This is a genomic window from Bradyrhizobium sp. USDA 4502, from assembly GCF_054063355.1.
In genome coordinates, this window is the sequence record NZ_JBSSGF010000001.1 from 2,822,165 (window position 1) to 2,848,726 (window position 26,562).

A 26,562-nucleotide genomic window follows, 5' to 3' on the forward strand; every position below is an offset into this window, starting at 1 on the left:
CGAGTACCATCCATAACACCCGCTGCGGAGTATGGGTCCCGGCCTTCGCCGGGACGACGGCGGAGGACGTGTCCTCTCGGCTCAGCAACTGGCGCCTCTCGAATACTGGATCACTCGCACGCGCACGCGGGTGATGACACCGAATACGCTGTTTGACAGTTGAATCCGTGAGCAGGGGCTGGCCTTTCCCGCTACTCCAGCGGGTTCCATCACAAGGCGGCAATCTATCGGCTATGTGGTCGGGCCCGCGTCTGGTTCCTATAAGGACTGATAATACATGGTTGCCTGGCGGCCACGATTGTTGCGATGTTGCAACGGTGCTTGAACATTTAACCTTAAAAGCACCCGGTCCGCACTCGCGCCGCTTTTTAGCCACACCCCGACATGAAAGGATATTCACGTAGCTGAATAGCCAGCGCTCCGACGACGGGACATTTTTTCGGGTTCCGGCGTTGATGGAGGAAAGAGCGCCGGGAACAGGGTCGCGATGGACGCCAAGACGAACATCAAGGGCAGGCTGCCCAGCCGTCACGTGACGGAGGGCCCCGAGCGCGCACCGCACCGGTCCTATCTTTATGCGATGGGGCTGACGACAGCCCAGATTCATCAACCCTTTGTCGGCGTTGCTTCATGTTGGAATGAAGCCGCTCCCTGCAACATCTCGCTGATGCGCCAGGCGCAGGCGGTGAAGAAGGGCGTGGCCTCGGCCGGCGGCACGCCGCGCGAGTTCTGCACCATCACCGTCACCGACGGGATCGCGATGGGTCATGACGGCATGCGCTCGTCGCTGCCGTCGCGCGAATGCATCGCCGATTCGGTCGAACTGACGGTCCGCGGCCACTCCTATGACGCGCTGGTCGGGCTCGCCGGCTGCGACAAGTCGCTGCCGGGCATGATGATGGCGATGGTCCGCCTCAATGTTCCGTCGATCTTCATCTATGGCGGCTCGATCCTGCCCGGCAACTTCCGCGGCCAGCCGGTCACCGTCCAGGACATGTTCGAGGCGGTTGGCAAGCACTCGGTCGGCGCCATGTCGGACGAGGACCTCGACGAGATCGAGCGGGTGGCGTGCCCGTCGGCCGGCGCCTGCGGCGCCCAGTTCACCGCCAACACCATGGCGACCGTCTCCGAGGCGATCGGACTCGCGCTCCCGTATTCCGCCGGGGCTCCGGCGCCCTACGAGATCCGCGACTCCTTCTGCGCCGCCGCCGGCGAGAAGGTGATGGAGCTGATCGAGAAAAACATCCGGCCCCGCGACATCGTCACCCGCGAAGCCCTTGAAAATGCTGCGGCCGTGGTTGCAGCCTCAGGTGGTTCGACCAATGCTGCGCTGCACCTGCCGGCGATCGCCCATGAGTGCGGCATTAAATTCAATTTGTTCGACGTTGCCGAAATCTTCAAAAAGACTCCTTACGTCGCGGATTTGAAGCCGGGCGGCCGTTATGTTGCCAAAGACATGTTTGAAGTAGGTGGCATTCCGCTGCTGATGAAGACGCTGCTCGACAATGGCCACCTGCACGGGAATTGCCTGACCGTCACTGGCCGAACGATCGCCGAAAACCTCAAAAGCGTGAAATGGAATCCGCACCAGGATGTGGTGCGGCCCGCCGACAATCCGATCACCGTGACGGGTGGCGTTGTCGGGCTAAAGGGTAATCTCGCTCCGGAGGGTGCGATCGTGAAGGTCGCGGGAATGTCCAACCTGAGGTTTACCGGTCCGGCCCGGTGCTTCGACCGCGAGGAAGACGCCTTCGAGGCGGTGCAGAAGCGCACCTACAGGGAAGGCGAGGTGATCGTGATCCGCTATGAGGGGCCGAAGGGCGGTCCCGGCATGCGGGAGATGCTGGCGACCACGGCGGCACTGACCGGGCAGGGGATGGGCGGCAAGATCGCCCTGATCACCGATGGCCGGTTCTCCGGCGCCACCCGTGGCTTCTGCATCGGACATATTGGACCTGAAGCGGCCGTCGGCGGGCCGATCGGGTTGTTGCAAGACGGCGACATCATCGAGATCGATGCGGTCTCCGGCACCCTTAACGTAAATTTGAGCGACGCCGAACTCGCAAATCGTAAGACCAAATGGGCCCCTCGCGCGACGAACCATACATCTGGTGCGCTGTGGAAGTACGCCGAGCAAGTGGGGCCGGCGGTGGATGGCGCAGTCACCCATCCGGGTGGCGCGTACGAGAAACAGTGTTATGCGGACGTTTAGGCGTACGATATTGGCGTTTGCGTTAGGGGCCATCCCGGTGGCGGGCCCCGGATTCGGATTCGACGGCGCCCCGGTCAACCCACAAGATACGGTTCTTCCTGTGGTTTCCCCGCAGCCGGGGACCGCCGGCGCGCTGAAACGGGCCGCCACCCCGGTGGCGCCTGCGGCGACCTCGCCGACCTCGTCGTTCAGCACGCTGCAGTACCAGGCCGAAGGCGGCCACCCCGTGGCGCAGTGGAAGCTCGGCAAGATGTACGCCGAGGGCGACGGCGTCATCCAGGACGACATGCGCGCCTTCGAGTATTTCAGCCGGATCGCCAATGCGCATGCCGAGGATTCCCCGTCGGCGCCGCAGGCCTCGATCGTGGCCAACGCCTTCGTCGCGCTCGGCCGCTACTATCTGAGCGGCATTCCCAATTCCAAGGTCAAGGCGGACACCGAGCGGGCGCGGGAGATGTTCTCCTATGCCGCATCCTATTTCGGCAATGCCGACGCCCAGTATGATCTTGCCCGGCTCTACCTGAAGACGCCGGACGCCTCGCGGGACGACTTCCGCTACGGCGCGCGCTGGCTCGGCCTTGCCGCCCAGAAGGGCCAGCATCAGGCGCAGGCGCTGCTCGGCCAGATGCTGTTCAACGGCGACCGCCTGCCGCCGCAGCGGGCACGCGGCCTGATGTGGCTGACGCTGGCGCGCGACAGCGCGACGCCGGATGAGGCCTGGATCAAGGAAAGCTACAACCGGGCGATCGCCAAGGCCTCCGAGGACGATCGCGCGATGGCGCTGCAGATGCTCGAGCACTGGGTGCAGGGCCGCCGGGATTGAACTTCCGGCCGGCCGGCGGGGTCAGGCGATCTCGAAATCGAGATCGGCCCAGACCGGGACGTGGTCGGACGGCTTCTCCCAGGCCCGGACATAGCTGTCGATGCCGACGTCGATCAGCCGGTCGCTCGCTTGTGCCGACATCAACAGGTGGTCGATGCGCAGGCCCCAGTTCTTCTGCCAGGCGCCGGCCTGGTAGTCCCAGAAGGTGTACTGGCCCGGCTCGTCATTGACCGCCCGCAGCGCGTCGGTCAGGCCGAGGCCGAGCAGCGACTGGAAGGCCTCGCGGGTGGCGGGGCGGAACAGGGCGTCATCGGCCCAGGCGGCGGGATTGTAGACGTCGCGCGCGGCCGGGATGACGTTGAAGTCGCCGGCCAGGATCAACGGCTCCTCGGCCCTAAGCCGCTCCTTCGAATACTCAAAAAGCCGCGACATCCACTTGAGCTTGTACGGATATTTGTCGGTATTGGCGGGGTTGCCATTGGGCAGGTAAAGGCACGCGACCCGGATCACGCCCTGCTTCAGCGTGACGACGCCTTCGAGGAAGCGGGCATGGGCGTCCTCGTCGTCGCCGGCGAGGCCCGATTTGGTCTCGTCGAACGGCAGCTTCGACAGCAGCGCGACGCCGTTGAAGGTCTTCTGGCCGTGCGTGACGACATTGTACCCGAGCGCCTCGACCTCGAGGCGGGGAAACGCATCATCGACGCATTTGATCTCCTGCAGACAGACGATGTCGGGGGAGCACTCCTTCAGCCAGCTGACCAGAAGCTCGATCCGTTGCCGGACCGAGTTGACGTTCCACGTAGCGATGCGAACTGCCATCGGACTTCCTTCATTGTGGGGGAACGTGACCGAGCGCCGCCCCGCTTAGACCAAGCGCTTCCGCATCTCGATGTGCGGGATGCCGGCCTCCTCGAATTCCGCGCCGATCCGCTCGAAGCCGACGCGCGCGTAGAACGGCTCCGCGTGCGTCTGCGCGTTGAGGATCAGTTCCGGATAGCCGAGTTCGGCCGCCTTGGCCATCAGCGCGTCCAGCACGCGGGCGCCTACGCCTGTGCCGCGCGCCGCTTTGAGCACGGCCATGCGGCCGATATGACCGTCCGGCAGCAGCCGGCCCGTGGCCAAGGGCGCACCGTCGTCGGCGAACGCCGGCGCATGCCAGCTCGATGCGTCCATGTCGTCCCATTCCAGTTCTACCGGCACCCGCTGTTCCTCGACGAAGACGCTGTAGCGGATGGCACGGGAGCGTTCGCGAGCTTCTTCCCAGGGGCAGACAAGGACGGAGGTGGACATAAGGTCGCGATTCGAAAGCTCAATGAAGCAGAACGGATGCGGCCCGGTTACTCAAAACGTCCGGCGATGCGCATGCAAATCACCGGATTGAAGCCGCACTATTTCACTTAGGTGGCATACCATGGGCGGTCCGCCTGTGCTAACCCTCTCAGGAAACAAGGCGCAACAATTGCCGACGGGGGAGTGACGACGCGCACCGGCCTTCAAGGGAAGCTGGCGGCGCACGTGCAAAACTTATGAAAAAACGCAATTTGGTTCTGACTGTCGCTGTTCTCGGCATTGCGGCCGGGGCGGCTTACATGACCCGCACTTCATGGATGGGTGGCGGCGCCGCCACCGCGCAAGGGACGGCGCGGCCGCGCGTAGTGTCCGTGGATCTCGCCAAGGCGGAACGCAAATCGGTTCCGGTCGATGTCGATGCCATCGGACAGGTCACGCCGATCTCCAGCGTGGCGCTGAAGTCACGGCTGGAGACCACCATCGTCTCGGTGCATTTCGAGGACGGCGCCAGGGTCAATGAAGGCGACCTGCTGTTCACGCTCGACGCGCGCCAGATCGACGCGCAGATCGAGCAGGCCGAGGGCGTCCTGGCCCGCGACCAGGCCCAGCTCGAGGGCGCGCAGCGCGACCTCCGCCGCTACACCGAACTGGTCGGCAAGGGGGCGACCACCCAAGTCAACCTCGACAACGCCAAGACCCAGTCCGACGTCCTGATCGGCACCATCAAGGCCGACCGGTTCGCGCTTGAGAACCTCCGCGTCCAGAAGAGCTACACCGTCATCCGCGCACCATTCGCGGGACGGATCAGCGCCGCCAACGTCAAGGTCGGCAACTTCGTCCGCCCCGCCGACACCCAGCCGCTCGCGGTCATCAACCAGATGGCACCGGTCTACGTCACCTTCGCGATTCCGCAGCGGGCGCTGGTCGATCTGCGCGACGCCATGGGGAAGGGCGATTCAAAGGTGATCGCGACCATTCCCGGCCACCAGCGCTCCGAGCGCGGCAAGGTCGCGATGGTGGAGAACGCCGTCGACGCGACCACCGGCATGGTGACCGTGCGCGGCATCATGAACAACGAGAGCGAGACGTTCTGGCCCGGCACCATCGTGCAGACCAAGCTGATCATCCGCAGCGAAGACGCGGTCGTGGTGCCGACGGTCGCGGTGCAGCGCAGCCAGAACGGCAATTTCGTCTTCGTCGTCAAGGACGGCGTTGCCAAGGTCCGGCCGGTCAAGGTCGATCGCACCTTCCAGGGCAGCTCGGTGATCTCAGACGGATTGGCGGGCGATGAAAGCGTCGTCGTCGACGGCCAGCTGCTGCTCTCGGAGGGATCGCGGGTTGAACTGCGGGCGCGCAAGGCCGGAGCCTGACCGATGACGCTCTCCGAGCTTTGCATCCGCCGCCCGGTCATGACGACGCTGATCACGGCGTCGATCATCGCATTCGGCGTGTTCGGCTTCCGCCTGCTGCCGGTCTCGGCGCTGCCCAAGGTGGACTTCCCGACCATCGCGGTGACCGCGACCCTGCCCGGCGCCAGCGCCGACACCATGGCGGCCTCGGTCGCCGGCATCATCGAGCGCCAGCTCTCGACCATTGCCGGCATCTCCTCGATGTCCTCGAACTCCTCGCAGGGCACGAGCGTCATCACCATCCAGTTCGACCTCAACCGCAACATCGATGCCGCCGCGCTCGACGTGCAGACCGCGTTGACGATCGCGCAACGACGGCTGCCGATCGAGATGACGATCCCGCCGAGCTTCCGGAAGGTGAACCCGGCGGACTTCCCGGTGCTGTTCGTCTCGCTCGGCTCGGCGACGCTGCCGCTGTCGAGCGTCAACGAATACGGCGACATCACGATCGGGCAGGCACTGTCGCAGCTGCCGGGCGTCGCCCAGGTCTTGATCTACGGCGCGCAGAAATTCGCCATCCGCGTTCAGGCCGATCCGGAGGCCGCCGCCGCGCGCGGCGTCTCGATGGAGGATATCCGCGCCGCGGTGTCGCGCGCCAATTCGTCGACGCCGGTCGGTACCTTGAATGGCCCCAAGCAGGACGTCGCGCTGCAGGCCTCCGGCCAGATGGACAAGGCGGCCGACTACCGCCAGATCTATGTCGCCTGGCGCAACGGCTCGCCGGTCCGGCTCGACGAGATCGCCAAGGTCTATGACAGCGTCGAGAACGACAAGATCGCGACCTGGATGAACGACGAGCGGGCGATCGTGCTCGCGATCCAGAAGCAGCCCGACGCCAACACCGTGGCGGTGGTCGACGCCGTGCTGGCCAAGCTGCCGGCGCTGCGCGCCGCGATCCCGCCCTCGGTGACCATGCAGGTCATGATGGACCGTTCGGTCTCGATCCGCCAGGCGGTCAGCGACGTCGAGGAGACCCTGCTGATCGCGATCGGGCTCGTGATCCTCGTGATCTTCCTGTTCCTGCGCTCGGCGTCCGCGACCTTCATCCCGGCGCTCGCGGTGCCGATCTCGCTGTTCGGCACCTGCGCGGCGATGTACGCGCTGGACTACTCCATCAACAACATGACGCTGCTGGCGCTGACGCTCTCGGTCGGCTTCGTGGTCGACGACGCCATCGTCATGCTGGAGAACATCGTCCGCCATATCGAGCACGGCATGAAGCCGTTCGAGGCGGCGCTGAAGGGCGCCCGCGAGATCGGCTTCACGATCATCTCGATCACCTTCTCGCTGATCGCCGTGTTCATCCCGGTGCTGCTGATGGGCGGCATCGTCGGCCGCGTGTTCCGCGAATTCGCGGTGACGATCTCGGTCGCCATCATCGTGTCCGGCTTCGTGTCGCTGACCTTGACGCCGATGCTGTGCGCCCGCGTGCTGCGCACGCATGACGCGACCAAGCGGCCGAACGTCGTGCTGCGGGCGTTCGAGGCGATGTTCGAGGCCTGGCTGCGGGCCTATGAATGGGCGCTGGATTGGGTGCTGGCCAAGAAGGCCCTGATGCTGGTGGTGACGCTGGCTACGCTGGGCGGCACCATCTACCTCTACATGATCGTGCCGAAGGGCTTCTTCCCGCAGGAGGACACCGGCTTTCTGATCGGCGTGACGGAGGCTGCGACCGACACCTCGTTCGAGGCGATGAAGGTGCGCCAGCAGGCGCTGGTCGAGGTGCTGCGGACCGATCCGGCGATAGAGTACATCAACTCTACGGTCGGCTCCGGCGGTCCCAATCCGACGGCGAATTACGGCCGTCTGTTCATCGCGCTGAAGCCGCAGAAGATGCGTGACAACGCCACCGTGGTGATCGGCCGTCTGCGGCAGAAGGCGCGCGAGATCCCGGGCATGCAGGCGTTCTTCCAGAGCATCCAGAACCTCAGCATCGGCGGCCGCATCTCGAAGAGCCAGTATCAGTATGTGATGCAGAGCGGCGATACCGAGGCGCTGTACCGGCTGGCGCCCGAGATGCGCGACAAGATCGAGAAGATCCCGGGCTTGCTCGACGTTACCACCGACCTCTACATCAAGAACCCGCAGATGACGGTCGACATCGACCGCGAGAAGGCGGCGGTCTACGGCGTCACCGTGGATCAGGTCCGCAACCAGCTCTACAACGCCTATGGCGCGCGGCAGGTCGGCACCATCTACATGCCGTCGAATGACTACCAGATCATCCTCGAGGTGCAGCCGCAGTTCCGCGTCGATCCGTCCGACCTCTCGAAGCTCTACATGAAGACCGCGAACAACCAGACCATTCCGCTGGATGCGGTGGCGAGGCTGGTGCCGACGGTCGGGCCGTTGCAGATCAACCACCAGGGCCAGCAGCCGGCGGTGACGATCTCGTTCAACCTCGCGCCGGGCACCTCACTCGGCTACGCGGTCGACAAGATCACCGAACTCGAGCAGACCGCGAATTTGCCGCCGACGATTGTGACCGGCTTCTCCGGCACCGCGCAGGTGTTCCAGGATTCGCTGCGCGGGCAGGGCGTGCTGATCCTCGCCGCGGTGTTCGCAGCCTTCGTGATCCTCGGCATTCTCTACGAGAGCTTCATCCACCCGATCACCATCATCTCCGGCCTGCCGTCGGCCGGTATCGGCGCGATCCTGACGCTGATGATGTTCGGGATGGAGCTGTCTGTGATTGCGATGATCGGCATCGTGATGCTGGTCGGCATCGTCAAGAAGAATGCGATCATGATGGTCGACTTCGCGCTGGAGCGTCGCCGCGTCGGCCTCAGCGCCGAGCACGCGATCCGCGAGGCGGCACTGCTGCGCTTCCGTCCGATCATGATGACGACGTTCGCGGCGATCTTCGGCACGCTGCCGATCGCGCTCGGCGCGGGTGCCGGCGCCGAACTGCGTCAACCGCTCGGCGTCGCCGTGGTCGGCGGCCTCTGCGTGTCGCAGCTGCTGACGCTGTTCATCACGCCCGTGATCTACATCTATCTCGACCGCATCGACCGCAGGCTGCGCCGCAAGCTCGACCCGCAGGCGGAGGCAGGCGGCGACGTCGAACGGCCGCAGGTGGTCGCGGCGGAATAGCCGAGCGTTCGGCGCGAGCCGGAAACCGGCTCGCCGGGAGAAACCGCTCGGGATCGCGAAGCGTTAGATCGAGAAGCTGGTGCCGCAGCCGCAGGAGGCGGTGGCGTTGGGATTGACGACGCGGAACGAGGCGCCGATCAGGTCGTCGACGAAGTCGACCTCCGAGCCTGCGAGGAACGGGACCGAGGCGGGATCGATCAGCACCACCGCGCTGTCGCGCTCGATCACGAGGTCGTCATCGGCCTGGGTGCGCTCGACGTCGAACTTGTACTGGAAACCGGAGCAGCCGCCGCCCTCGACCGAAATGCGCAGCTTGGCGCCTTCGCCTTCCTTGCTGAGGATCTGCCCGATACGGCGGGCGGCCCGTTCGCTGACGGTAATGGCAGCAGTCATGTCGGTCTCCGAAACCCTATTTGAGCATGATCTGATCCGGATCAGGCCCGGCGTCATCCCCAATTCATTTGGTCGGCCGCCTCAGTCATAGTTAAGTGCGTCGGACCATGGAATCAAATGGATAAGGACTAAAATACAGTGTCGGTCGGAATGGCTGCCCCCCGCGCGCCTTATGCCTGCGACCCCGATCGCAGCCGCGGCCGGCTGGTCGCGGAGCCGCCGAGCCGGACCCGGAGCCCGTTTCGGCGCGACTGCGACCGGGTGATCCATTCCACCGCGTTCCGCCGCCTCAAGCACAAGACCCAGGTCTTCGTCTTCCACGAAGGCGATCACTACCGCACGCGGCTGACCCATTCGCTGGAGGTCGCGCAGATCGCCCGGGCGCTGGCCCGCCAACTTGGGGTCGACGAGGACCTGACCGAGACGCTGGCGCTGGCGCATGACCTCGGCCATCCGCCGTTCGGCCATGCCGGGGAGCGGGCGCTCGACGAATGCCTCAGGGATGACGGCGGCTTCGACCATAATGCGCAGGCGCTGCGGGTCGTCACCTCGCTGGAGCATCGCTACCCCGAATTCGGCGGGCTGAACCTGACCTGGGAATCGCTCGAGGGGATCGTCAAGCACAACGGTCCGCTGACCGAGCGCGGTGGCGCACCCGCCGGCCGCTACCTGGTGAGTGGAATCCCGATCGGAATTGCCGACTACAACAAGGGCCACGACCTCGAGCTCTGGAGCTATGCCTCGCTCGAGGCGCAGATCGCGGCCTTCGCCGACGACATCGCCTACGACGCGCACGATATCGATGACGGCCTGCGTGCCGGTCTGTTCGCGGTCGACGACCTCAAGGAGATGCCGCTGACCGCTGAGATCATCGCCGAGATCGACCGCCACTATCCCGGGCTCGACGAGGTCCGGCGCGGCGCCGAACTGGTGCGTGAGCTGATCTCACACTTCATCAGCGCGGTCTTCAACGAGGCGAGCCGGCGCCTCGCGGCCGCGCAGCCGCAATCGGCCCATGACGTGCGCCACCACAATACCCCGCTGATCGCGTTTCCGTCCGAGGTGGCGGAGCAGGAGGCGGCGATCAAGGCGTTCCTGTTCCGGCGGATGTATCGCCACAAGCGGGTGATGCTGGTGATGGGGGAGGCCGAGGAGGTGGTCCGCAATCTGTTCGAGCGCTACCAGCAATCGCCGGAAGACCTGCCGGCGGAATGGATCGAGGGCAGCGTGCAGGAGACCGGGAGCGCTCGGAACAGGCGGATCGGCAATTTCATTGCCGGGATGACCGACCGTTTCGCCCTGATCGAGCACCAAAGGCTTTTTGACTCGACCCCGGATTTGCGTTAGCGCCCTGCCATGGCCGACACCACTGCTTCACCACACCTTTTTGCCGACATGCTGACGCGCGTGCACGCGATCTGTGCCGCGCTCGCAACCGAGGACAATTGGCCCGCCGGCATCGATCTGTCCCGCGTCGTGGTGGAGCCGCCGCGCGACGCCAGCCATGGCGACATGGCGACCAATGCCGCGATGGTGCTCGCCAAGGATGCCAAGGCCAAGCCGCGCGAGCTCGCCGACAAGATCGCCGACCGGCTGCGCGCCGATGCGCTGGTGGCCTCGGTCGATGTCGCCGGGCCCGGCTTCATCAACCTGACCTTGAAGCCGCAGGTCTGGGCGGACGCGCTGCGTGCCGTGCTGGCCGCCGGCTCGGCTTACGGGCGCAGCGACATCGGCAAGGCCGAGAAGGTCAATGTCGAATATGTCTCGGCCAACCCGACCGGACCGATGCATGTCGGCCATTGCCGCGGCGCCGTGTTCGGCGACGCTCTGTGCAGCCTGCTGCAGTTCGCCGGCTTCGACGTCTGCCGCGAGTATTACATCAACGATGCCGGCGCCCAGGTCGACGTGCTCGCGCGCTCGGCGTTCCTGCGCTACCGCGAGGCGCTGGGCCAGGACATCGGCGCGATCCCGGAAGGGCTCTATCCCGGCGATTACCTCGTGCCGGTCGGCGAGGCGCTCGCCGAGGAATATGGCGAGAAGCTGCTCGACATGAGCGAAGCCGAGTGGCTTCCGATCGTGCGCGACAAGGCGATCGCGATGATGATGGAGATGATCAAGGGCGATCTCGCCGCGCTCAATATCCATCACGACGTGTTCTTCTCCGAGCGCTCGCTTATCACGTCAGGCAACAACAAGGTCGCCGAGACCATCGATTTCCTGCGCGCCAAGGGCGACATCTACGAGGGCCGCCTGCCGCCCCCGAAGGGCAAGCCGGTCGAGGACTACGAGGACCGCGAGCAGTCGCTGTTCCGCGCCACCGCCTATGGCGACGACGTCGATCGTCCGCTGATCAAGTCGGACGGCTCCTACACCTACTTCGCATCCGACATCGCCAACCACCGCTACAAATTCGAGCGTGGCTTCACCAATCTGATCGACGTGTTCGGCGCCGATCATGGTGGCTACATCAAGCGCATGCAGGCCGCCGTGAAGGCGGTGACCGCGGGCAAGGCTGTGCTCGACGTCAAGATCGTGCAGCTCGTGAAGCTGTTGCGCGACGGCGAGCCGGTGAAGATGTCGAAGCGGTCCGGCGAATTCGTCACGCTGCGCGAGGTGGTCGACGAGGTCGGCTCCGACGCTGTCCGATTCATGATGTTGTTCCGCAAGAACGACGCGGTGCTCGATTTCGACCTCGCCAAGGTGATCGAGCAGTCAAAGGACAACGCGGTCTTCTACGTCCAGTACGGCCACGCCCGCGGCCATTCGATCTTCCGCAACGCGCGGGAGGAAGCGGTTTCCGATCTGCCCGAGACCGATGAGGCCCGGCTGGCCTATCTCCGTAATGTTACGGTCGAGCGGCTGACCGACCCGGCCGAGCTCGAGCTGCTCAAGCGGCTTGCGCTTTATCCGCGGATGATCGAGGCTGCGGCGGTGGCGCATGAGCCGCACCGAATCGCTTTTTATCTCTATGATTTGGCCAGTGAATTTCATGCGCTTTGGACCAAGGGGCGCGATTTGCCCTATTTACGCTTCATTATCAATAATGATGCAGAGATCACGAGGGCGCGACTGGCAATGGTTCAGGGCGTCGTCTCGGTTCTGGCATCGGGCTTAGCTGTTCTAGGCGTCCACGCTCCGACCGAGATGCGGTAGGCAGGGGCATTAGGCCCTCACGAGTGGGGATTTGTGAGGGCATCTGGCAGAGGCCAACTCGTACGGACCGGCTGTGCCGGCGATCTTGGCGCTGTCCCGAAGGGGATGCATCATCACAATGGCTGATCGATATCAGGACCGACATTTTCCCGCCGACACGGCTTCCAAGGCCGACAGCGATCCGCTTGCCGAACTGGCACGGCTGATCGGCCAGACGGATCCCTTCGGCTCCGCCAACAAGCCGCCGCCGCGACCGCTGCAGTCGCGCGCCAACGCGCGGCCGCAACAATACGAGCCGCAGGCCGCGGACGAGGATGCGCCGCCCGCGGGCCCGCCGCCCTGGATGCAGCGCGCGCGGCAGGAGGCTGTCGCTCCGCCTCCCGTGCAGAACATCGAAGACGAAGAGCCCGAGCAGGACTACCAGCCGAAGCCGGTGCATCCGTTGCATCGCTACGCGGCTCAGCAGGCGCAGCCCGCGCCCGCGCCGGTGGCGCAGTATCGGCCGGTCGAGGCCCCTCGGCAGCCGGAGGCATTTGACGAGGAGCCGCGCTATCAGAGTGGCAGTCAGAGTCAGGATCCGTCGCGCTATGACGACGCGCTCTACGGCCAGCTGGAAGCCGGCGAGCAGGACCTGCAGCGCGATCCCGCCTATCCGGACGATCCCTATGCCTATGAGGAGGCCTACGAGGAAGAACCCGAGCCCCGTCGGCGGCGCAGCGGCCTGATAACGGTCGCCGCGGTGCTGGCGCTCGGCGTGTTCGGTGTCGGTGGCGCGTATGCCTACCGGACCTATGTCGGCTCGCCCCGCAGCGGTGAGCCGCCGATCATCAAGGCTGACAACACGCCGACCAAGGTGATCCCGGCCCAGGCCGACGCGCCGGCCAAGACGCCGGACCGCATGGCGACGGGCGACGGCACCGAGAAGATCGTTTCGCGCGAAGAGACGCCGGTCGACGTCAATTCGAAGACCGCCGGACCGCGCGTCGTGTTTCCGCCGCTGAACGCCAATGCGAATCCACCGCCGCCCGCCAGCGTGCAGACGGCACAGCCGGCGCCGGCGCCGATCACCGCGAACGGCACGTTGCCGAACAACGAGCCGCGCAAGGTCCGCACGCTTTCAGTCAAGGGCGATACGCCCGATGGCACGCAGGCCACCGCAACCGTGCCGGCGAAACCTCCGGCGGCGGCGAAGTCTCCGGTGTCGCGCGGCAACCCGGCTGCGGCCAACGCCAGCGTCAACTCGCCAATGTCGCTTGTTCCCGGCCAGGCTGAGGCGGCTCCGGCCGCACCTCCGACCCGGGTGGCCTCGACCTCGGCGGCTCCGGTTGGGGGCGGCGGATATCTGGTCCAGGTCTCCTCGCAGAAGAACGAGGCGGACGCCCAGGCGTCGTACCGGACGCTGCAGGGCAAGTATCGCAACGTGCTCGGTTCGCAGCCCTTGGTGGTGAAGCGCGTCGATCTCGGAGAGAAAGGCGTCTACTACCGCGCCTTCGCGGGCCCGTTCGCGTCCTCGGAAGAGGCGAGCCAAGTGTGCAAGAGCCTGATGTCGGCGGGTGGACCGCAGTGCCTCATCCAAAGAAATTAAAGGCCGTTTCCTTGACCCGTGAGCTGCATACGGCCTAATCGGCCGAATGACGAACCGCGCATTCATCACGGGCATATCCGGGCTGATCCTCAACGACGCCGAGCGCGAATTCATTCGCGCCGAGCGGCCATGGGGCTTCATCCTGTTCAAGCGCAACATCGAGAGTCCTGCCCAAGTGGCGGCTCTTGTTGGGGAACTCCGGTCCGCAGTCGGCGTTTCCGATGCTCCGGTCCTGATCGACCAGGAAGGCGGGCGGGTGCAGCGGCTTGGTCCGCCGCATTGGCCGGCCTATCCGCCGGGCGCGAGCTTTGGGGCGCTCTACGACATCGATCCGAAGCTCGGGCTTGCGGCAGCCCGGCTCAGCTCACGGCTGATTGCGGCCGATCTGACCGACCTCGGAATCACTGTCGATTGCCTGCCTTTGGCCGACGTTCCCGTGGCCGGGGCGGATGCGGTGATCGGCAACCGGGCCTATGGAACTGAACCCGGCAAGGTCGCGGCGATCGCCCAGGCGGTCACGGACGGGCTGGAACAGGGCGGGGTATTGCCGGTTCTCAAGCATATTCCCGGCCATGGCCGGGCCACCGCGGACAGCCATTTCCGGCTTCCGACGGTCGATACCGCCAAGGCCGAGCTGGAACGGACCGATTTTGCTGCGTTCCAGCCGCTTGCCGATCTGCCGATGGCCATGACTGCACATGTTGTGTTTAGCGCGCTCGACCCCGTCCATCCGGCGACGACTTCTGCGACAATCGTCGAACAGGTGATTCGCGGCCTGATCGGGTTCCAGGGTTTGTTGATGAGTGATGACGTGTCGATGAATGCTCTGGCCGGATCGATTGCCGAGCGGACCCGCGCCATCGTCACCGCCGGTTGCGACATGGTTCTGCACTGCAACGGCAATATTGACGAGATGCGCGAGGTCGCACGCGAAACGCCGGAACTGACCGGCAAGGCGCTTGAGCGCGCCAAGGCGACGCTCGCCGCGCGCAAGCCGCCTCAGCCGCTCGACCGGCAGGCGGCACGGGCTGAACTGGATGCGTTGTTGGATCGGGTAGGGACGGCATGACCGCTGAAATTCTTTCGTTTGATACCGGGCGGCCGGCCGACCTCGCCGAGGGCGAACCGGCGCTGGTGGTCGACGTCGAGGGCTATGAGGGCCCGCTCGACCTGCTGTTGACGCTGGCGCGGCAGCAGAAGGTCGACCTGTCGAAGATCTCGATCCTTGCGCTTGCCGACCAGTATCTTTCGTTCATCGAGGCTGCCCGCAAGATTCGCCTCGAGCTTGCGGCCGACTATCTGGTGATGGCGGCGTGGCTGGCGTTCCTGAAGTCGCGGCTCCTGCTGCCCGAGCCGCCGAGCGCGGAGGGGCCGAGCGCCGAGGAAATGGCGACCGCGCTCGCCAACCGGTTGCGCCGGCTGGAGGCGATCCGCGAGGCGGCGAACCGGCTGATGAACCGGCCCCAGTTCCAGCGCGATATCTTTCCGCGCGGCAATCCGGAATCGATCGCCGAGATCAAGCATCCGAAGTTCACCGCGACCCTGTACGACCTGCTGTCGGCCTACGCCACGCAGCGCCAGTCGCGCGTGCTGACGACGGTTCATCTGCAAAAGCGTACCGTATGGTCGCTGGCCGAAGCGCGTGCGTCGCTGGAGCGGCTGGTCGGCATCGCCGAGGACTGGAGCTGCCTCGACGAGTATCTGATGAATTACGTCGCCGATCCCACCCAGAAGGCGACGGTGTTCGCATCGAGCTTCGCTGCCGCCCTCGAGCTGGTTCGCGAGGGCGAGATGGAGATCAACCAGAAGCAGGCGTTCGCGCCGATCTATTTCCGAAAGCGTCAAGCGCAGGCCGCAATGGCAGCGCCGGACCTGTCGGTTGAGTAAGTGGAAGAAGGAGAGCAAGCCCATGGCAAGCTTGGCGGAAGTGCGCAGAGAAGAGCCCGAGGAGGAGGTTTCTCCTATGGATCCGGTGGCGCGTCCTGAGGAATTGCGGCTCCTGGAAGCCCTGTTGTTTGCATCGGCCGAGCCGATCGATCAGGCAACGCTGGCAAAGCGGATGCCCGACGGCGTCGACGTCAAGGCGGCGCTCGCGCAGCTGCAGGCGGAATACGCGCCGCGCGGCGTCAATCTGGTGCGTGTCGCCAACAAGTGGACGTTCCGCACCGCCGGCGATCTGTCGTGGCTGATGACGCGCGAGAGCACCGAAACCCGGAAGCTGTCGCGTGCCGCGATCGAGGTGCTGGCGATCGTCGCCTATCACCAGCCGGTGACTCGCGCCGAGATCGAAGAGATTCGCGGCGTGGTCACGTCGAAGGGCACGATCGACGTGCTGCTCGAGACCGGCTGGATCCGCCCGCGCGGCCGCCGCAAGACGCCGGGCCGTCCGCTCACCTTCGGAACCACCGACGCGTTCCTGTCGCAGTTCAGCCTGGAAGCGCTCGGCGACCTGCCGGGGCTCGAGGAGCTGAAGGGCACGGGTCTGCTCGACTCGCGTCTGCCGACCGGATTTTCCGTTCCGTCGCCGTCGGATGACGCGACGCTGCGGGAGGACGAGGAGCCGCTCGAGCCGGGTGATACGCTGGAACTGCTGCTGGCGCCGGCCGTCGAGCCGGAAGCCGAGGAACCGAAAGCCGACGCAGAAACGACCGATGAGGTTGGGACTGCCGAGGTCGAAACGACCGCTCAGGTCGAGGTCGAGGCGGACGTTGCCTCTGACGCGGATGCGGCCGAACCCGACGCGGGCGAGCCGGAAGACCGCGCCGACCACGCGGGTGATGACGCCGACACCGAGGACAAGGGCGAATAAGCCTGAATATTCCCGGTTAAGGCTAGCAATATTACGTAGCCGCGACAGCGATTTGCCGCGGCCGAGGTCCTTGTTTTTGACACCCCGCGGGCCTACCTTCCGGCAAAGTTCAGGCCGGTCCGCCGGCCATTTCTGGAGGGTTGCAGGATGGGTTCGTTGAGCATTTGGCACTGGATCGTCGTGATCGCAGTGGTCCTGCTGCTGTTCGGACGCGGCAAGATTTCTGATCTGATGGGTGACGTCGCCCAGGGCATCAAGGCCTTCAAGAAGGGCATGCAGGACGACGACAAGGTCGCCGAGAAGACCGAGCCCACGAAGTCGATCGATCACAATGCGGCGCCGTCGGCCGCGCGCCAGGACGTCGGCAGCAAGGCCGTCTAACGCGCTTGTACTGACGCATATTTCGACGTTTTTTCTTGCGCGAAACGGTGACGCCGTCGCAGAGACGCGCTATGGACGCCGAGTGAGAAAAGGCGCCGGCAGCCCCAGATCCTGATGGGAGCGATGGGGCCGATGGCGGCGCGCTTAGGCGGAAGAATTCATGTTCGATATCGGGTGGAGTGAACTGGTCGTCATCGCGGTCGTCGCGCTGATCGCCATCGGCCCGAAAGAACTGCCGGGCGTGCTGCGCATGGTCGGGCAATGGATGGGCAAGGCCCGCAAGATGGCCTCCGAATTCCAGGGCCAGTTCCAGGAAGCCATGCGCGAGGCCGAGATGGCCGACCTCAAGAAGAGCTTTGACGAGGTCAAGGAGGCCGCAACCGGCATCACCAGCGGCAACATCATGACTTCGCTGCAGAAGGACGTCAGCGACGCCCTGCAGATCGACAAGCCGGTCGATGCGCAGGTCGCGTCCGCGATCGACGCACCGGTGACGTCGAGCGACGCACTTGTGACGTCAAGTGACGCACCGGTGACGCCCACGACTCCTGCCGAGCCGACGCCGGAAACCTTCGTCGAGGCCGAGGCGCATGCTGCCGCCAGCGAGCCGCTCGCGATCACCAATGAGGTGAAGGCCGAGCCGTCGCCGCAGGACGTGACGCCGGCGCAGCCCGATGTGCGCAAGGACGCGAGGGCGTCATGAGCGCCGAAGACATCGAGGCCAGCAAGGCCCCCTTGATGGATCACCTGATCGAGCTGCGCTCGCGGCTGATCAAGGCGCTGCTCGGCTTCGGCGTGGCCTTCATCATCTGCTTCTTCTTCGCCAAGCAGATCTACAACGTGCTGGTCTGGCCGTTCGTCTGGATCGCGGGGCCGGAGAATTCGAAGTTCATCTACACCGCGCTGCTGGAATATTTCATCACCCAGCTGAAGCTCGCATTGTTCGGCGCTGGGTTCATCTCGTTTCCGATCGTCGCCACCCAGATCTACAAATTCGTCGCGCCCGGTCTCTACCGTCATGAGCGCAACGCGTTCCTGCCATACCTGATCGCCACTCCGGTGTTCTTCGTGATGGGCGCGGCGCTGGTCTATTTCGTCGTGCTGCCGATGCTGGTGCGATTCTCGCTCGGCATGCAGCAGGCCGGCGGCGCGGAGACCGCGCAGATCCAGCTGCTGCCCAAGGTCGGCGAATATCTTTCGCTGATGATGTCGCTGATCTTCGCCTTCGGCATCGCGTTCCAGCTGCCGGTGATCCTGACGCTGCTCGGCCGCATCGGCATCGTCACCTCGAAGATGCTGAAGGAGAAGCGGCGCTACTTCATCGTGATCGCCTTCATCATCGCCGCCGTGCTGACACCGCCCGACGTGCTGAGCCAGGCCTCGCTCGCGATCCCGCTGCTCGCGCTCTACGAGGGCGCCATCATCGCGGTCCGGATCGTGGAGAAGAAGGCCGCGACCTCGACCGCCTCGTCCGGGGCGCCGTCGGCGACCAATCCGGCCGAGTAGGGTGATTTCACCTCACAGTCGGTGTCATACCCCGCGAAAGCGGGGTATCCAGTACGCTGCGGCTTCCCGGTGACACGCCGACGTCTCTGGAATACCGGATCACCCGCTTTCGCTGACGATGAGGGTCGTGATAGTGGAACTACATAGCCGTAGTTTGCCAACGCAATGGTTGGTTGCTTACGCATAGCCTGCCAGGACTGACCCATGCACGACATCAAAGCGATCCGCGACAACCCGACAGCCTTCGACGCCGGCCTGAAGCGCCGCGGGCTAGAGGCCCTGTCGCCGTCGCTGCTGGCGATCGACGAGAAGCGACGGGCGGCGATCCTGGCGTCGGAGCAGGCCCAGGCGCGGCGCAATGCGGCCTCGAAGGAGATCGGCGAGGCCAAGAAGGCGAAGGACGAGGCGCGCGCGGCCAAGCTGATGGCTGAAGTCGCCGAGCTGAAGACCACGATGCCGGAGCTCGAGCTGGCGGCGAAATCGTCCGATGACGAGCTGACCAAAGAGCTGTCGTCGATTCCGAACCTGCCGCTCGACGAGGTGCCCGACGGCACCGACGAGTACGGCAATGTCGAGCACCACGTGTACGGGAAGAAGCGCGACTACGGCTTTGCGCCGAAGCTGCATGACGATCTCGGCACCGCGCTCGGCTATATGGATTTCGAGGCGGCGGCGAAACTGTCCGGCGCACGCTTCGTCGTGCTGAAGAAGGGCCTGGCGCGGCTCGAGCGTGCGATCGGACAGTTCATGCTCGACCTGCACACCGGCGAGCATGGCTATACCGAGATTAATCCGCCGCTGCTGGTGCGCGACGCCGTGATGTTCGGCACCGGTCAGTTGCCGAAATTCGAGGACGACCAGTTCTGGGCGATCAAGGGCGAATTGCTCGCGTCGCCGAATGCCGATCTGCGCAGCGAGCGCCTCGGCCTGATCCCGACCGCGGAAGTCTCGCTGACCAACCTCGCGCGCGAATCCATCCTCGACGAGAAGGAGCTGCCGATGCGGCTCACCGCGCTGACGCCGTGCTTCCGTGCCGAAGCCGGCGCGGCGGGACGCGATACGCGCGGCATGATCCGCCAGCACCAGTTCACAAAGGTGGAGCTGGTGTCGATCACGACGCCGGAAGCCGGCAAGGATGAGCTCGAGCGCATGCTGTCCTGCGCCGAGCAGGTGCTGCAGAAGCTCGACCTGCATTATCGCGTGATGACGCTGTGCGCCGGCGACATGGGCTTCTCCGCGCAGAAGACCTACGACATCGAGGTGTGGATGCCGGGGCAGGGCGACGGCGGCGCTTATCGCGAGATTTCGAGCTGCTCGGTATGCGGCGATTTCCAGGCCCGTCGCATGGACGCGCGCTATCGCGGCCCCGACGGCAAGCCGCGCTTCGTGCATACGCTGAATGGCTCCGGCACGGCGGTCGGGCGCGCTCTGATCGCCGTCATGGAGACCTATCAGCAGCAAGATGGTTCGATCGCGGTGCCCGATGTGCTGCAGCCCTATATGGGCGGGCTCAAGGTCATCGAGCACGGCATGTGAGGCGAGGCCAGTGTGATGCCGCTGCACCGTGACATCCACTGGCTAGGTCGACAATGGGCCGTCACGGGCCACGGTCTGCAGCTGATCAATCAGAAGCAGATGGGCTATTACGACATCGAGGCCGCGCGCCTGTGGGACGCGCGCGTGACCGAGGTGCAATCGAAGGCCTGGATCGACAGGCCCGACTTCGACAAGGCGCTGGAGATCGCGCGCGGCAAGTTCGCCCAATTGGCGCCGGCAGATCTGCCGCCACCACCTGCACCGATTGGGTCGCCGCCACCGCCGGTCCGGGCGACGCCGCCGGCCGCGCCGCGCGCGCCGCTTGACGCGACATCGGTGCCCTCGATCGAGGAGCTGCTGGCCAGGCTGAAATCGAAATCCGCTGCGACGGCGCTGGGCGAAGCGCTCGCTCCGGTGCCGCCCAAACCCGAACCGCTCAGGGTTGAGCCTCGGAAGGTCGAGCCGGCGAGGTCCGAGCTCCCCCAAGCGGCTTGGGTCGCCCCCGAACCGTCCAGGGCTGAGCCTCGCGCGTTTGAAATTCCGAAGGCCGAGTCGCTCACGACCGCGCCCGCCAAAGCTGATCCCATCAAGGCCGATTCCATCACGGCCGATCCCATCAAGAAGTCCGAGCTCCCCACGTCGGAGCTTCCGAAGCCTCCCGAGCCCGAGCCTCGCCAAACCGCACCAATTGCTCTTGAGCCGGCCAGGCCGGAAGCTCGGAGGGTTGAGCCGCCCAAGGTTGAAGCTCCCAAGGTTGAAGCTCTCAAATCTGAAGCTCCCAAGGTTGAAGCAAAGCCTGAACCTGCCAAGCCTGAACCTGCCAGGCCCGAGCCTCCAAGGTCGGAAGCTGTCGCGTCCCGAGGTCTCGGGGCCGAACTGCGTCAGACCCCACGGGTCAAAGTGCCAGAGGCGCCGCGGCCAACGCCCGTGATTGCGGTTGTTCGGCGGCCGGCCAGAGCAGCCTGGCCGGTGTTCGAGCGCAAGATCGCCGGCAGCGCGCGATTTGTCCGTCCATGGCGCGTGACGTCGGCACGATGGCGCGGGCCATCGCCAGGTTTGCCTCCGCGGCCCTAGCCGGTTAAGACGGCAGTCAACTCAAGAAGCCGCAGCGTAAGATACCCGCGCCGAATCGGAACAAAAGGCACTTTGACGGATGCGAATTCTCTGCACCAATGATGACGGCATCCATGCTCCAGGCCTGCAGGTCGTCGAGCAGATCGCACGCGCGTTGTCCGACGACGTCTGGATCGTTGCCCCCGAGCTCGATCAGTCCGGCGTCTCGCATTCGCTGTCGCTCAACGATCCGCTGCGTCTGCGCGAGGTCAGCCCGCGTCACTTCGCGGTGCGCGGCACGCCGACCGATTGCGTCATCATGGGCGCGCGCCACATTCTCGGAGACAAGCTGCCCGATCTCGTGCTGAGCGGCGTCAACAAGGGCCGCAACGTCGCCGAGGACGTGGTCTATTCCGGCACCATCGCCGGCGCGCTCGAAGGCACCATTCTGGGCTTTCCGTCATTCGCGCTGTCGCAGGAATTCTCGATTGAGACGCGCAACGCGCCGCTGTGGGACACCGCGTTGAAATTCGGGCCCGACATCATTCGCAAGGTGATCGGCGCCGGCGTCGCCAGAAACACCGTCATCAACGTCAACTTCCCGTCCTGCATGCCCGATGACGTGAAGGGCATCCGGATCACGCGGCAGGGCAAGCGCAATCAGGGGTTCCTGAAGATCGATCGCCGTCACGACGGACGCGGCAATCCATATTTCTGGATCGGCTTCGAGCGCGCGGCGATGATGGATGCGCCGGCCGAAGGCACCGATCTCGCCGCGCTTGCGGCGCGCTACGTCTCGGTCACACCGCTGCGGCTCGACCGCACCGATGAAGCATTTTCGGAAACGCTGATTGATACGCTGAAGTAATCCTCGGGGAATCTGTAGCCCGGATGGAGCGAAGCGAAATCCGGGACCCGTATTGTGAAGTCCCCGGATTACGCTTCGCTCCATCCGGGCTACGTGCGCAACTTGCGGCTAGACCGGCGCGCCCTTCATCGCGCTGGAGATCACTTGGGCCAGCGTTTCCAGTTGGAAGGGCTTTTGCAGCGCCGGACGGTCGCGATACTCCGGAGGCAGGCCGGACGAGCCATAGCCGGTCGCGAAGATGAAGGGGCGGTTGCGGGCGTTGATCAGTTCGGCGACCGGGGTGATCACCTTGCCATTGACGTTGACGTCGAGGATCGCGAGGTCGAATTCGGTCGATTGCGCAAGCTTGACCGCTTCGCCGATCTCGCCGGCCTCGGCCGCAACGCTATGGCCGAGTTCCTCCAGCATATCGGCGACCATCATCCGGATCATGACCTCGTCCTCTACGAGGAAAACTGAACAGCCCGCCGGCCGTATCGCTGTCATGATGGAATCCTTGCCCTTCCCTGAATCAGGCTCGCAAATAACATTACAGCGCGCAATGCAAACGTTCGGGAATTGGTCCTTTTCCGGCGCGCCACAGCGTTTTCCGCATCGCGCTGGCGGGCTTTGCTGCGCAAGATTTGCCCAACAGCCAACGAGGTGTGTTGGCCCTACGAGCGCCCTGATCTGCGCCACCCAGACGTTAACTGCGCATCGCCGCCGATTATATGTGAGGGGGCCGGGCCGGCGCCAATGCCAAATCTGGCGATGGTTCCTGGCCGGGAACAAAACGCGACGGGAAATTTTTCCTTAACGCGGTATTTCGGATTTCAATGGCATCTAGTGTCCCGAATCCGAAGTTCGCATCATTTGCCGCACCTTCGGAGCGAACTTCGGATTCGATAAGGACACTAGCAAACTTATGATTCTAGTGTGCTTTATGAATGCGAAGTTCGTGAAAGTGGCTGCCGCGAAATCGCACGAACTTCGCATTCAGCACACTAGAGGGCAAGATTCCGCGCTGCCGCCCAGAGACGCTGATGAACATGGCCGTGAACCCCGATCCGACCGAGAAGATGATGTTTCAGCTGACCCTGCGGCGGCGTGGGGTGAGCGATCAGGCGGTGCTGCGTACGATGGAGGAGGTGCCGCGCGAGGTCTTCGTCGATCCGCGCGATCGCAACGAGGCCTATCGCGACAGCGCGCTTGCTATCGCCTGTGGGCAGACCATCAGCCAGCCTTTCGTCGTGGCCTACATGACCGAGCAGTTGAAACTGCAGCAGGACCATCGCGTGCTCGAAATCGGCACCGGCTCGGGCTATCAGGCGGCCGTGCTGTCCCGGTTGTGCAAGCAGGTGCTGACCATCGAGCGCTACCGGACGCTGGCCGACGGCGCCCGCAAGCGCCTCGAAAAGCTGGGTTATTACAATATCGAGGTGCTGCTCGGGGACGGTTTCGACGTTCCGGCCGGGGCAGGCGACTTCGACCGCATCATCGTCACCGCGGCGATGGAGCAGATCCCGGAGAAGCTCTTGGAGCGGCTCGAACCCGGCGGCATCCTGATCGCCCCGGTCGGGCCGCATCAGGGTATCCAGACCCTCGTCCGCGTGGTGCGGACCGAGAACCGCTTCGACCGCAAGGAATTGGTCGACGTCCGCTTTGTGCCGGCGTTGCCGGGAATCGCGCGCGAATTGTAAATTTGGCGATTTGCTGCTTGGCACCAACGCCTTATTCGCAGGGTTAAGCGGTTATTTACTCGGTACGTGTTTACTCAAAACAGTCTTTTGTTGCGTACGAGTGAGTAACCATGTCTGGGGTTGTTGAGTTGCTTCGCTCGCGTCGCGTACCGCAGGTTGCGGTGCTGACGCTGATGTCCATGGCTTTTGCCGGTTGCAGCGCCGATATGTCGTCGCGCTTCTCGCAAAACTCCTACTCGCAAAATCCGTTTGCGTTTGATCCGCAGCCGACCGGCACCGTGCAGCAGGCGCCGCCGCCGCGCGAGTTGCCGCAATACGCGCGGCCGCGAACGCAACCGCAGTATTCGCAATACCAGTCACAGCCGTTGCCGCCGCCGGTCGCAGCGGCGCCGCAGTCCTATCCGGTCGCCAATGGCAATGCCGGCGTCTCCGGAGGAGGGCGCGGGGTCTCGTCCTACACGCCGCCGCCCGCGCGTCCGCAGATCGAATCCACCGGCACCGTTCCGCATTCGGTCGCCGCAGGCCCTGCCGGGCACAACGGCACCACCATCATCGTCGGCACCAGCGATACGCTGGAAGTGCTGGCACGCCGCTACAACGTCTCGACCGCCGAGATCCTGCGCGCCAACGGCTACAAGGGACCGCGCGCGCTGTCGCCCGGCCAGCAGCTGGTCATTCCGCGCCCGACGGCGTCGGCCGCGGCGCCAGCAATGGCCGCACCGGCCACGCGCCCTGTCGCCGTGGCAGCCGCGCCCGCCGGCGTCCACTATGTCAATCGCGGCGACACGCTGCACAGCATCGCGCGCCAGCACCACATCCCGGTGGCCGAGCTCGCCCGCGCCAACAATCTTGACCAGTCGGCCCGGCTGAGCCTCGGCATGAAGCTCGTGGTGCCCGGCGCCAAGACGGCGATGGCCGCACCCGCGTCCGTTGCGCAACCCATTGCTGCCGCGCCGGTTGCTGCCGTGGCTCCAGCACCGGCGGTCGCAGCCCCGAAGGTCGTTGCAACCGCGCTGCCGCAGCAGAGCGCGCGGCTGGTCCAGCCGACCGCGACCGTCGAACAGCCGGCGGCTGCGGCTGAAGCGCCCGTCGTCACCAAGTCGAGCGAGGCCACCGGCGCGTTGCCGACCTTCCGCTGGCCGGTGCGCGGCAAGGTCATCACCGCCTACGGCTCGAAGACCAACGGCAAGGTCAATGACGGCATCAACGTTGCGGTGCCCGAGGGCACGCCGGTGAAAGCGGCCGAAGACGGCGTCGTCGCCTATTCGGGCAATGAGCTGAAGGGCTACGGCAATCTCGTGCTGGTCCGCCATTCCAACGGCTACGTCACCGCCTACGCCCATGCGAGCGAAATCCTGGTGAAGCGCGGCGATACCATCAAGCGCGGTCAGGTGATTGCCAAGTCGGGCCAGTCCGGCGAGGCGGGCTCGCCGCAGCTCCACTTCGAGATCCGCAAGGGATCGTCGCCGGTGGATCCGCTCCAGTTCCTCAACGGCGCGTAAGCTACGCGTCGGGACTTCAAGGGACTTCCAAGTCTCACAACAAAGACAGCGGGGGAGGCGCAAGCCTCCCCCGTTTTGTTTTGACGATTGCAGCGACGATTACTTGCCGCTCAGCCGCGTAGCCCGGATGGAGTGAAGCGAAATCCGGGAGCTCACCCGCGGCGTGCACCGATCCCGGATTGCGCTGCGCTCCATCCGGGCTACACAGGCGATGGCGGGAGGGCTATGCCTCCCATTCCTGTTAATTGCCACTAAGCCGCACGCCGAGCCGGCCTGCGAGTTCCTGCGTGTACTGCCAGGCGACGCGGCCCGAGCGCGAGCCGCGGGTGGTCGACCATTCGAGCGCCTCGCGCTCGAGTTCGTCCTCGGCGATCTTGATGCCGTAATGGTCACAATAGCCCCTCACCATCGCGAGGTATTCGTCCTGGCTGCAGCGGTGGAAGCCGAGCCAGAGGCCGAAGCGGTCCGACAGCGACACCTTTTCCTCGACCGCTTCGCCGGGATTGATCGCGGTCGAGCGTTCGTTCTCGATCATCTCGCGCGCCAGCAGATGCCGCCGGTTCGAGGTCGCATAGAGGATGACGTTGTCGGGGCGCCCCTCGATGCCGCCTTCCAGCACGGCCTTCAGCGACTTGTATGAGGCATCGTTGCCGTCGAACGAGAGGTCGTCGCAGAACACGATGAAGCGGAAGGAGGAGCTGCGCAGCAGCTCCATCAGGCCGGGCAGGCTCTCGATGTCCTCGCGGTGGATCTCGATCAGCTTCAGCCGGTCGGCCGGCTTGCGGTCGAGATTGATGCTGGCATGGGTGGCCTTGACCAGCGACGACTTGCCCATGCCGCGGGCGCCCCAGAGCAGCGCATTGTTGGCGGGCAGGCCGTCGGCGAAGCGCTCGGTGTTCTCCATCAGGATATCGCGCATCCGGTCGACGCCCTTGAGCAGGCCGATCTCGACGCGGCTGACGCGCGGCACCGGGGCGAGGCGCCCGTCCGGATGCCAGACAAAGGCGTCCGCGGCGCCGAAGGTCTCGGCCGGATCGAGGGCCGGGGAGGCGTCCGCGAGGCGGCTGGCGATGACCTCCAGGGCGTTCGCGATCCGCTCGGCCGCTGCGCCGTCGAGCGCCGTTACCGGGCGTTTTGTCGCGGCGTTTTCAGCGCGCTTGGCGGCAGCCTTGGGGGTGGTTTTGCGGGTTGTTTTACTGGTCGTTTTCTTGGCTTTTTTCGGCATTTGTCCAGTTCCTGACGGCGCAGCCTTATCGGGCTGGCGGCGGTC

General features: G+C 65.0%; 22 protein-coding genes and 1 pseudogene. 18 read left to right on the forward strand and 5 right to left on the reverse strand.

The window, feature by feature from the left end; translation table 11 throughout:
- Positions 1–487: 487 nt before the first annotated feature.
- Together ilvD and ACVW1B_RS12825 are read left to right on the forward strand one after the other, a co-directional pair.
- Positions 488–2,212: a dihydroxy-acid dehydratase gene (ilvD, locus tag ACVW1B_RS12820; protein ID WP_253608710.1), complete on the forward strand. Its 1,725-nt coding sequence runs from the start codon at positions 488–490 to the stop codon at positions 2,210–2,212.
- A complete protein-coding gene (locus tag ACVW1B_RS12825; protein ID WP_026192730.1) occupies positions 2,199–3,035 on the forward strand; it encodes a tetratricopeptide repeat protein in 837 nt (278 codons plus the stop codon). Before ilvD ends, ACVW1B_RS12825 begins: the two co-directional genes overlap by 14 nt.
- Before the next feature lie 21 nt (positions 3,036–3,056).
- Here the strand turns inward: ACVW1B_RS12825 and xth are convergent, their stop codons facing one another.
- Positions 3,057–3,854: an exodeoxyribonuclease III gene (gene xth, locus ACVW1B_RS12830; protein WP_253608709.1), complete on the reverse strand. Its 798-nt coding sequence runs from the start codon at positions 3,852–3,854 to the stop codon at positions 3,057–3,059.
- Between the two features lie 45 nt (positions 3,855–3,899).
- Positions 3,900–4,325: a GNAT family N-acetyltransferase gene (locus tag ACVW1B_RS12835; protein ID WP_456780607.1), complete on the reverse strand. Its 426-nt coding sequence runs from the start codon at positions 4,323–4,325 to the stop codon at positions 3,900–3,902.
- A gap of 236 nt (positions 4,326–4,561) precedes the next feature.
- Between ACVW1B_RS12835 and ACVW1B_RS12840 the strand changes: the two genes are divergently transcribed.
- Together ACVW1B_RS12840 and ACVW1B_RS12845 are read left to right on the forward strand one after the other, a co-directional pair.
- Positions 4,562–5,695, forward strand: coding sequence for an efflux RND transporter periplasmic adaptor subunit (locus tag ACVW1B_RS12840; RefSeq protein ID WP_456821636.1), 1,134 nt, complete (start codon positions 4,562–4,564; stop codon positions 5,693–5,695).
- A gap of 3 nt (positions 5,696–5,698) precedes the next feature.
- A complete protein-coding gene (locus ACVW1B_RS12845; protein WP_253608707.1) occupies positions 5,699–8,827 on the forward strand; it encodes an efflux RND transporter permease subunit in 3,129 nt (1,042 codons plus the stop codon).
- A 63-nt stretch (positions 8,828–8,890) separates the two neighbouring features.
- Here ACVW1B_RS12845 and erpA read toward each other — a convergent pair whose 3' ends face one another.
- Positions 8,891–9,220 (reverse strand): iron-sulfur cluster insertion protein ErpA, encoded by a 330-nt coding sequence (erpA, locus tag ACVW1B_RS12850; protein ID WP_016846874.1) that lies wholly within the window; start codon positions 9,218–9,220, stop codon positions 8,891–8,893.
- Positions 9,221–9,358: 138 nt separating this feature from the next.
- Between erpA and ACVW1B_RS12855 the strand changes: the two genes are divergently transcribed.
- The 12 genes and pseudogenes from ACVW1B_RS12855 (at position 9,359) to surE (ending at position 22,111) form a co-directional block, all read left to right on the forward strand.
- Positions 9,359–10,567 (forward strand): deoxyguanosinetriphosphate triphosphohydrolase, encoded by a 1,209-nt coding sequence (locus ACVW1B_RS12855; RefSeq protein ID WP_141340440.1) that lies wholly within the window; start codon positions 9,359–9,361, stop codon positions 10,565–10,567.
- A gap of 9 nt (positions 10,568–10,576) precedes the next feature.
- A complete protein-coding gene (gene argS, locus ACVW1B_RS12860; protein WP_456780605.1) occupies positions 10,577–12,373 on the forward strand; it encodes an arginine--tRNA ligase in 1,797 nt (598 codons plus the stop codon).
- 118 nt (positions 12,374–12,491) lie between these two features.
- Positions 12,492–13,958 (forward strand): SPOR domain-containing protein, encoded by a 1,467-nt coding sequence (locus ACVW1B_RS12865; RefSeq protein ID WP_253608704.1) that lies wholly within the window; start codon positions 12,492–12,494, stop codon positions 13,956–13,958.
- 46 nt (positions 13,959–14,004) lie between these two features.
- Positions 14,005–15,027, forward strand: a complete 1,023-nt coding sequence (gene nagZ, locus ACVW1B_RS12870; RefSeq protein ID WP_253608703.1) for a beta-N-acetylhexosaminidase — start codon at positions 14,005–14,007, stop codon at positions 15,025–15,027.
- The gene (locus ACVW1B_RS12875; RefSeq protein ID WP_050420355.1) at positions 15,024–15,845 is read left to right on the forward strand and encodes a segregation and condensation protein A; all 822 of its coding nucleotides are present in this window, start codon (positions 15,024–15,026) and stop codon (positions 15,843–15,845) included. The genes nagZ and ACVW1B_RS12875 overlap by 4 nt, the downstream gene beginning before the upstream one ends.
- 22 nt (positions 15,846–15,867) lie before the next feature.
- Positions 15,868–16,752, forward strand: a pseudogene (gene scpB / locus ACVW1B_RS12880) (SMC-Scp complex subunit ScpB); the annotation flags it as partial.
- A 162-nt stretch (positions 16,753–16,914) separates the two neighbouring features.
- Complete coding sequence (locus ACVW1B_RS12885) at positions 16,915–17,148, forward strand: twin-arginine translocase TatA/TatE family subunit (protein WP_028332136.1); 234 nt, start codon at positions 16,915–16,917, stop codon at positions 17,146–17,148.
- Between the two features lie 160 nt (positions 17,149–17,308).
- Positions 17,309–17,851 carry a Sec-independent protein translocase protein TatB gene (gene tatB / locus ACVW1B_RS12890; protein WP_456780604.1) on the forward strand — a complete coding sequence of 181 codons (543 nt, stop codon included), beginning with the start codon at positions 17,309–17,311 and terminating at the stop codon, positions 17,849–17,851.
- Positions 17,848–18,654 (forward strand): twin-arginine translocase subunit TatC, encoded by an 807-nt coding sequence (gene tatC / locus ACVW1B_RS12895; protein WP_028342074.1) that lies wholly within the window; start codon positions 17,848–17,850, stop codon positions 18,652–18,654. Before tatB ends, tatC begins: the two co-directional genes overlap by 4 nt.
- Before the next feature lie 204 nt (positions 18,655–18,858).
- Positions 18,859–20,190, forward strand: a complete 1,332-nt coding sequence (gene serS, locus ACVW1B_RS12900; RefSeq protein ID WP_253608701.1) for a serine--tRNA ligase — start codon at positions 18,859–18,861, stop codon at positions 20,188–20,190.
- A 15-nt stretch (positions 20,191–20,205) separates the two neighbouring features.
- Positions 20,206–21,264 carry a hypothetical protein gene (locus ACVW1B_RS12905; RefSeq protein ID WP_456792187.1) on the forward strand — a complete coding sequence of 353 codons (1,059 nt, stop codon included), beginning with the start codon at positions 20,206–20,208 and terminating at the stop codon, positions 21,262–21,264.
- 79 nt (positions 21,265–21,343) lie between these two features.
- Positions 21,344–22,111, forward strand: coding sequence for a 5'/3'-nucleotidase SurE (surE, locus tag ACVW1B_RS12910; RefSeq protein ID WP_456821637.1), 768 nt, complete (start codon positions 21,344–21,346; stop codon positions 22,109–22,111).
- Between the two features lie 108 nt (positions 22,112–22,219).
- On the opposite strand, the gene ACVW1B_RS12915 is transcribed toward surE, so the two are convergent.
- Positions 22,220–22,597, reverse strand: coding sequence for a response regulator (locus tag ACVW1B_RS12915; protein WP_026192734.1), 378 nt, complete (start codon positions 22,595–22,597; stop codon positions 22,220–22,222).
- A 536-nt stretch (positions 22,598–23,133) separates the two neighbouring features.
- Between ACVW1B_RS12915 and ACVW1B_RS12920 the strand changes: the two genes are divergently transcribed.
- Both ACVW1B_RS12920 and ACVW1B_RS12925 read left to right on the forward strand, forming a co-directional pair.
- A complete protein-coding gene (locus ACVW1B_RS12920; protein WP_253608699.1) occupies positions 23,134–23,790 on the forward strand; it encodes a protein-L-isoaspartate(D-aspartate) O-methyltransferase in 657 nt (218 codons plus the stop codon).
- A gap of 110 nt (positions 23,791–23,900) precedes the next feature.
- Positions 23,901–25,292 carry a LysM peptidoglycan-binding domain-containing M23 family metallopeptidase gene (locus ACVW1B_RS12925; RefSeq protein WP_253608698.1) on the forward strand — a complete coding sequence of 464 codons (1,392 nt, stop codon included), beginning with the start codon at positions 23,901–23,903 and terminating at the stop codon, positions 25,290–25,292.
- A 241-nt stretch (positions 25,293–25,533) separates the two neighbouring features.
- Here the strand turns inward: ACVW1B_RS12925 and ACVW1B_RS12930 are convergent, their stop codons facing one another.
- On the reverse strand, positions 25,534–26,517 hold the full coding sequence (locus ACVW1B_RS12930; protein ID WP_141340434.1) for an ATP-binding protein: 984 nt from the start codon (positions 26,515–26,517) through the stop codon (positions 25,534–25,536).
- Between the last annotated feature and the right edge of the window lie 45 nt (positions 26,518–26,562).

Excerpts from the sequence above, each read along its gene's own strand:
- ilvD (WP_253608710.1), top strand. The coding sequence starts at position 488 with ATGGACGCCAAGACGAACATCAAGGGCAGGCTGCCCAGCCGTCACGTG.
- ACVW1B_RS12825 (WP_026192730.1), top strand. The coding sequence starts at position 2,199 with ATGCGGACGTTTAGGCGTACGATATTGGCGTTTGCGTTAGGGGCCATC.
- xth (WP_253608709.1), bottom strand. The coding sequence starts at position 3,854 with ATGGCAGTTCGCATCGCTACGTGGAACGTCAACTCGGTCCGGCAACGG.
- ACVW1B_RS12835 (WP_456780607.1), bottom strand. The coding sequence starts at position 4,325 with ATGTCCACCTCCGTCCTTGTCTGCCCCTGGGAAGAAGCTCGCGAACGC.
- ACVW1B_RS12840 (WP_456821636.1), top strand. The coding sequence starts at position 4,562 with ATGAAAAAACGCAATTTGGTTCTGACTGTCGCTGTTCTCGGCATTGCG.
- ACVW1B_RS12845 (WP_253608707.1), top strand. The coding sequence starts at position 5,699 with ATGACGCTCTCCGAGCTTTGCATCCGCCGCCCGGTCATGACGACGCTG.
- erpA (WP_016846874.1), bottom strand. The coding sequence starts at position 9,220 with ATGACTGCTGCCATTACCGTCAGCGAACGGGCCGCCCGCCGTATCGGG.
- argS (WP_456780605.1), top strand. The coding sequence starts at position 10,577 with ATGGCCGACACCACTGCTTCACCACACCTTTTTGCCGACATGCTGACG.
- ACVW1B_RS12865 (WP_253608704.1), top strand. The coding sequence starts at position 12,492 with ATGGCTGATCGATATCAGGACCGACATTTTCCCGCCGACACGGCTTCC.
- nagZ (WP_253608703.1), top strand. The coding sequence starts at position 14,005 with ATGACGAACCGCGCATTCATCACGGGCATATCCGGGCTGATCCTCAAC.
- ACVW1B_RS12875 (WP_050420355.1), top strand. The coding sequence starts at position 15,024 with ATGACCGCTGAAATTCTTTCGTTTGATACCGGGCGGCCGGCCGACCTC.
- ACVW1B_RS12885 (WP_028332136.1), top strand. The coding sequence starts at position 16,915 with ATGGGTTCGTTGAGCATTTGGCACTGGATCGTCGTGATCGCAGTGGTC.
- tatB (WP_456780604.1), top strand. The coding sequence starts at position 17,309 with ATGTTCGATATCGGGTGGAGTGAACTGGTCGTCATCGCGGTCGTCGCG.
- tatC (WP_028342074.1), top strand. The coding sequence starts at position 17,848 with ATGAGCGCCGAAGACATCGAGGCCAGCAAGGCCCCCTTGATGGATCAC.
- serS (WP_253608701.1), top strand. The coding sequence starts at position 18,859 with ATGCACGACATCAAAGCGATCCGCGACAACCCGACAGCCTTCGACGCC.
- ACVW1B_RS12905 (WP_456792187.1), top strand. The coding sequence starts at position 20,206 with ATGCCGCTGCACCGTGACATCCACTGGCTAGGTCGACAATGGGCCGTC.
- surE (WP_456821637.1), top strand. The coding sequence starts at position 21,344 with ATGCGAATTCTCTGCACCAATGATGACGGCATCCATGCTCCAGGCCTG.
- ACVW1B_RS12915 (WP_026192734.1), bottom strand. The coding sequence starts at position 22,597 with ATGACAGCGATACGGCCGGCGGGCTGTTCAGTTTTCCTCGTAGAGGAC.
- ACVW1B_RS12920 (WP_253608699.1), top strand. The coding sequence starts at position 23,134 with ATGAACATGGCCGTGAACCCCGATCCGACCGAGAAGATGATGTTTCAG.
- ACVW1B_RS12925 (WP_253608698.1), top strand. The coding sequence starts at position 23,901 with ATGTCTGGGGTTGTTGAGTTGCTTCGCTCGCGTCGCGTACCGCAGGTT.
- ACVW1B_RS12930 (WP_141340434.1), bottom strand. The coding sequence starts at position 26,517 with ATGCCGAAAAAAGCCAAGAAAACGACCAGTAAAACAACCCGCAAAACC.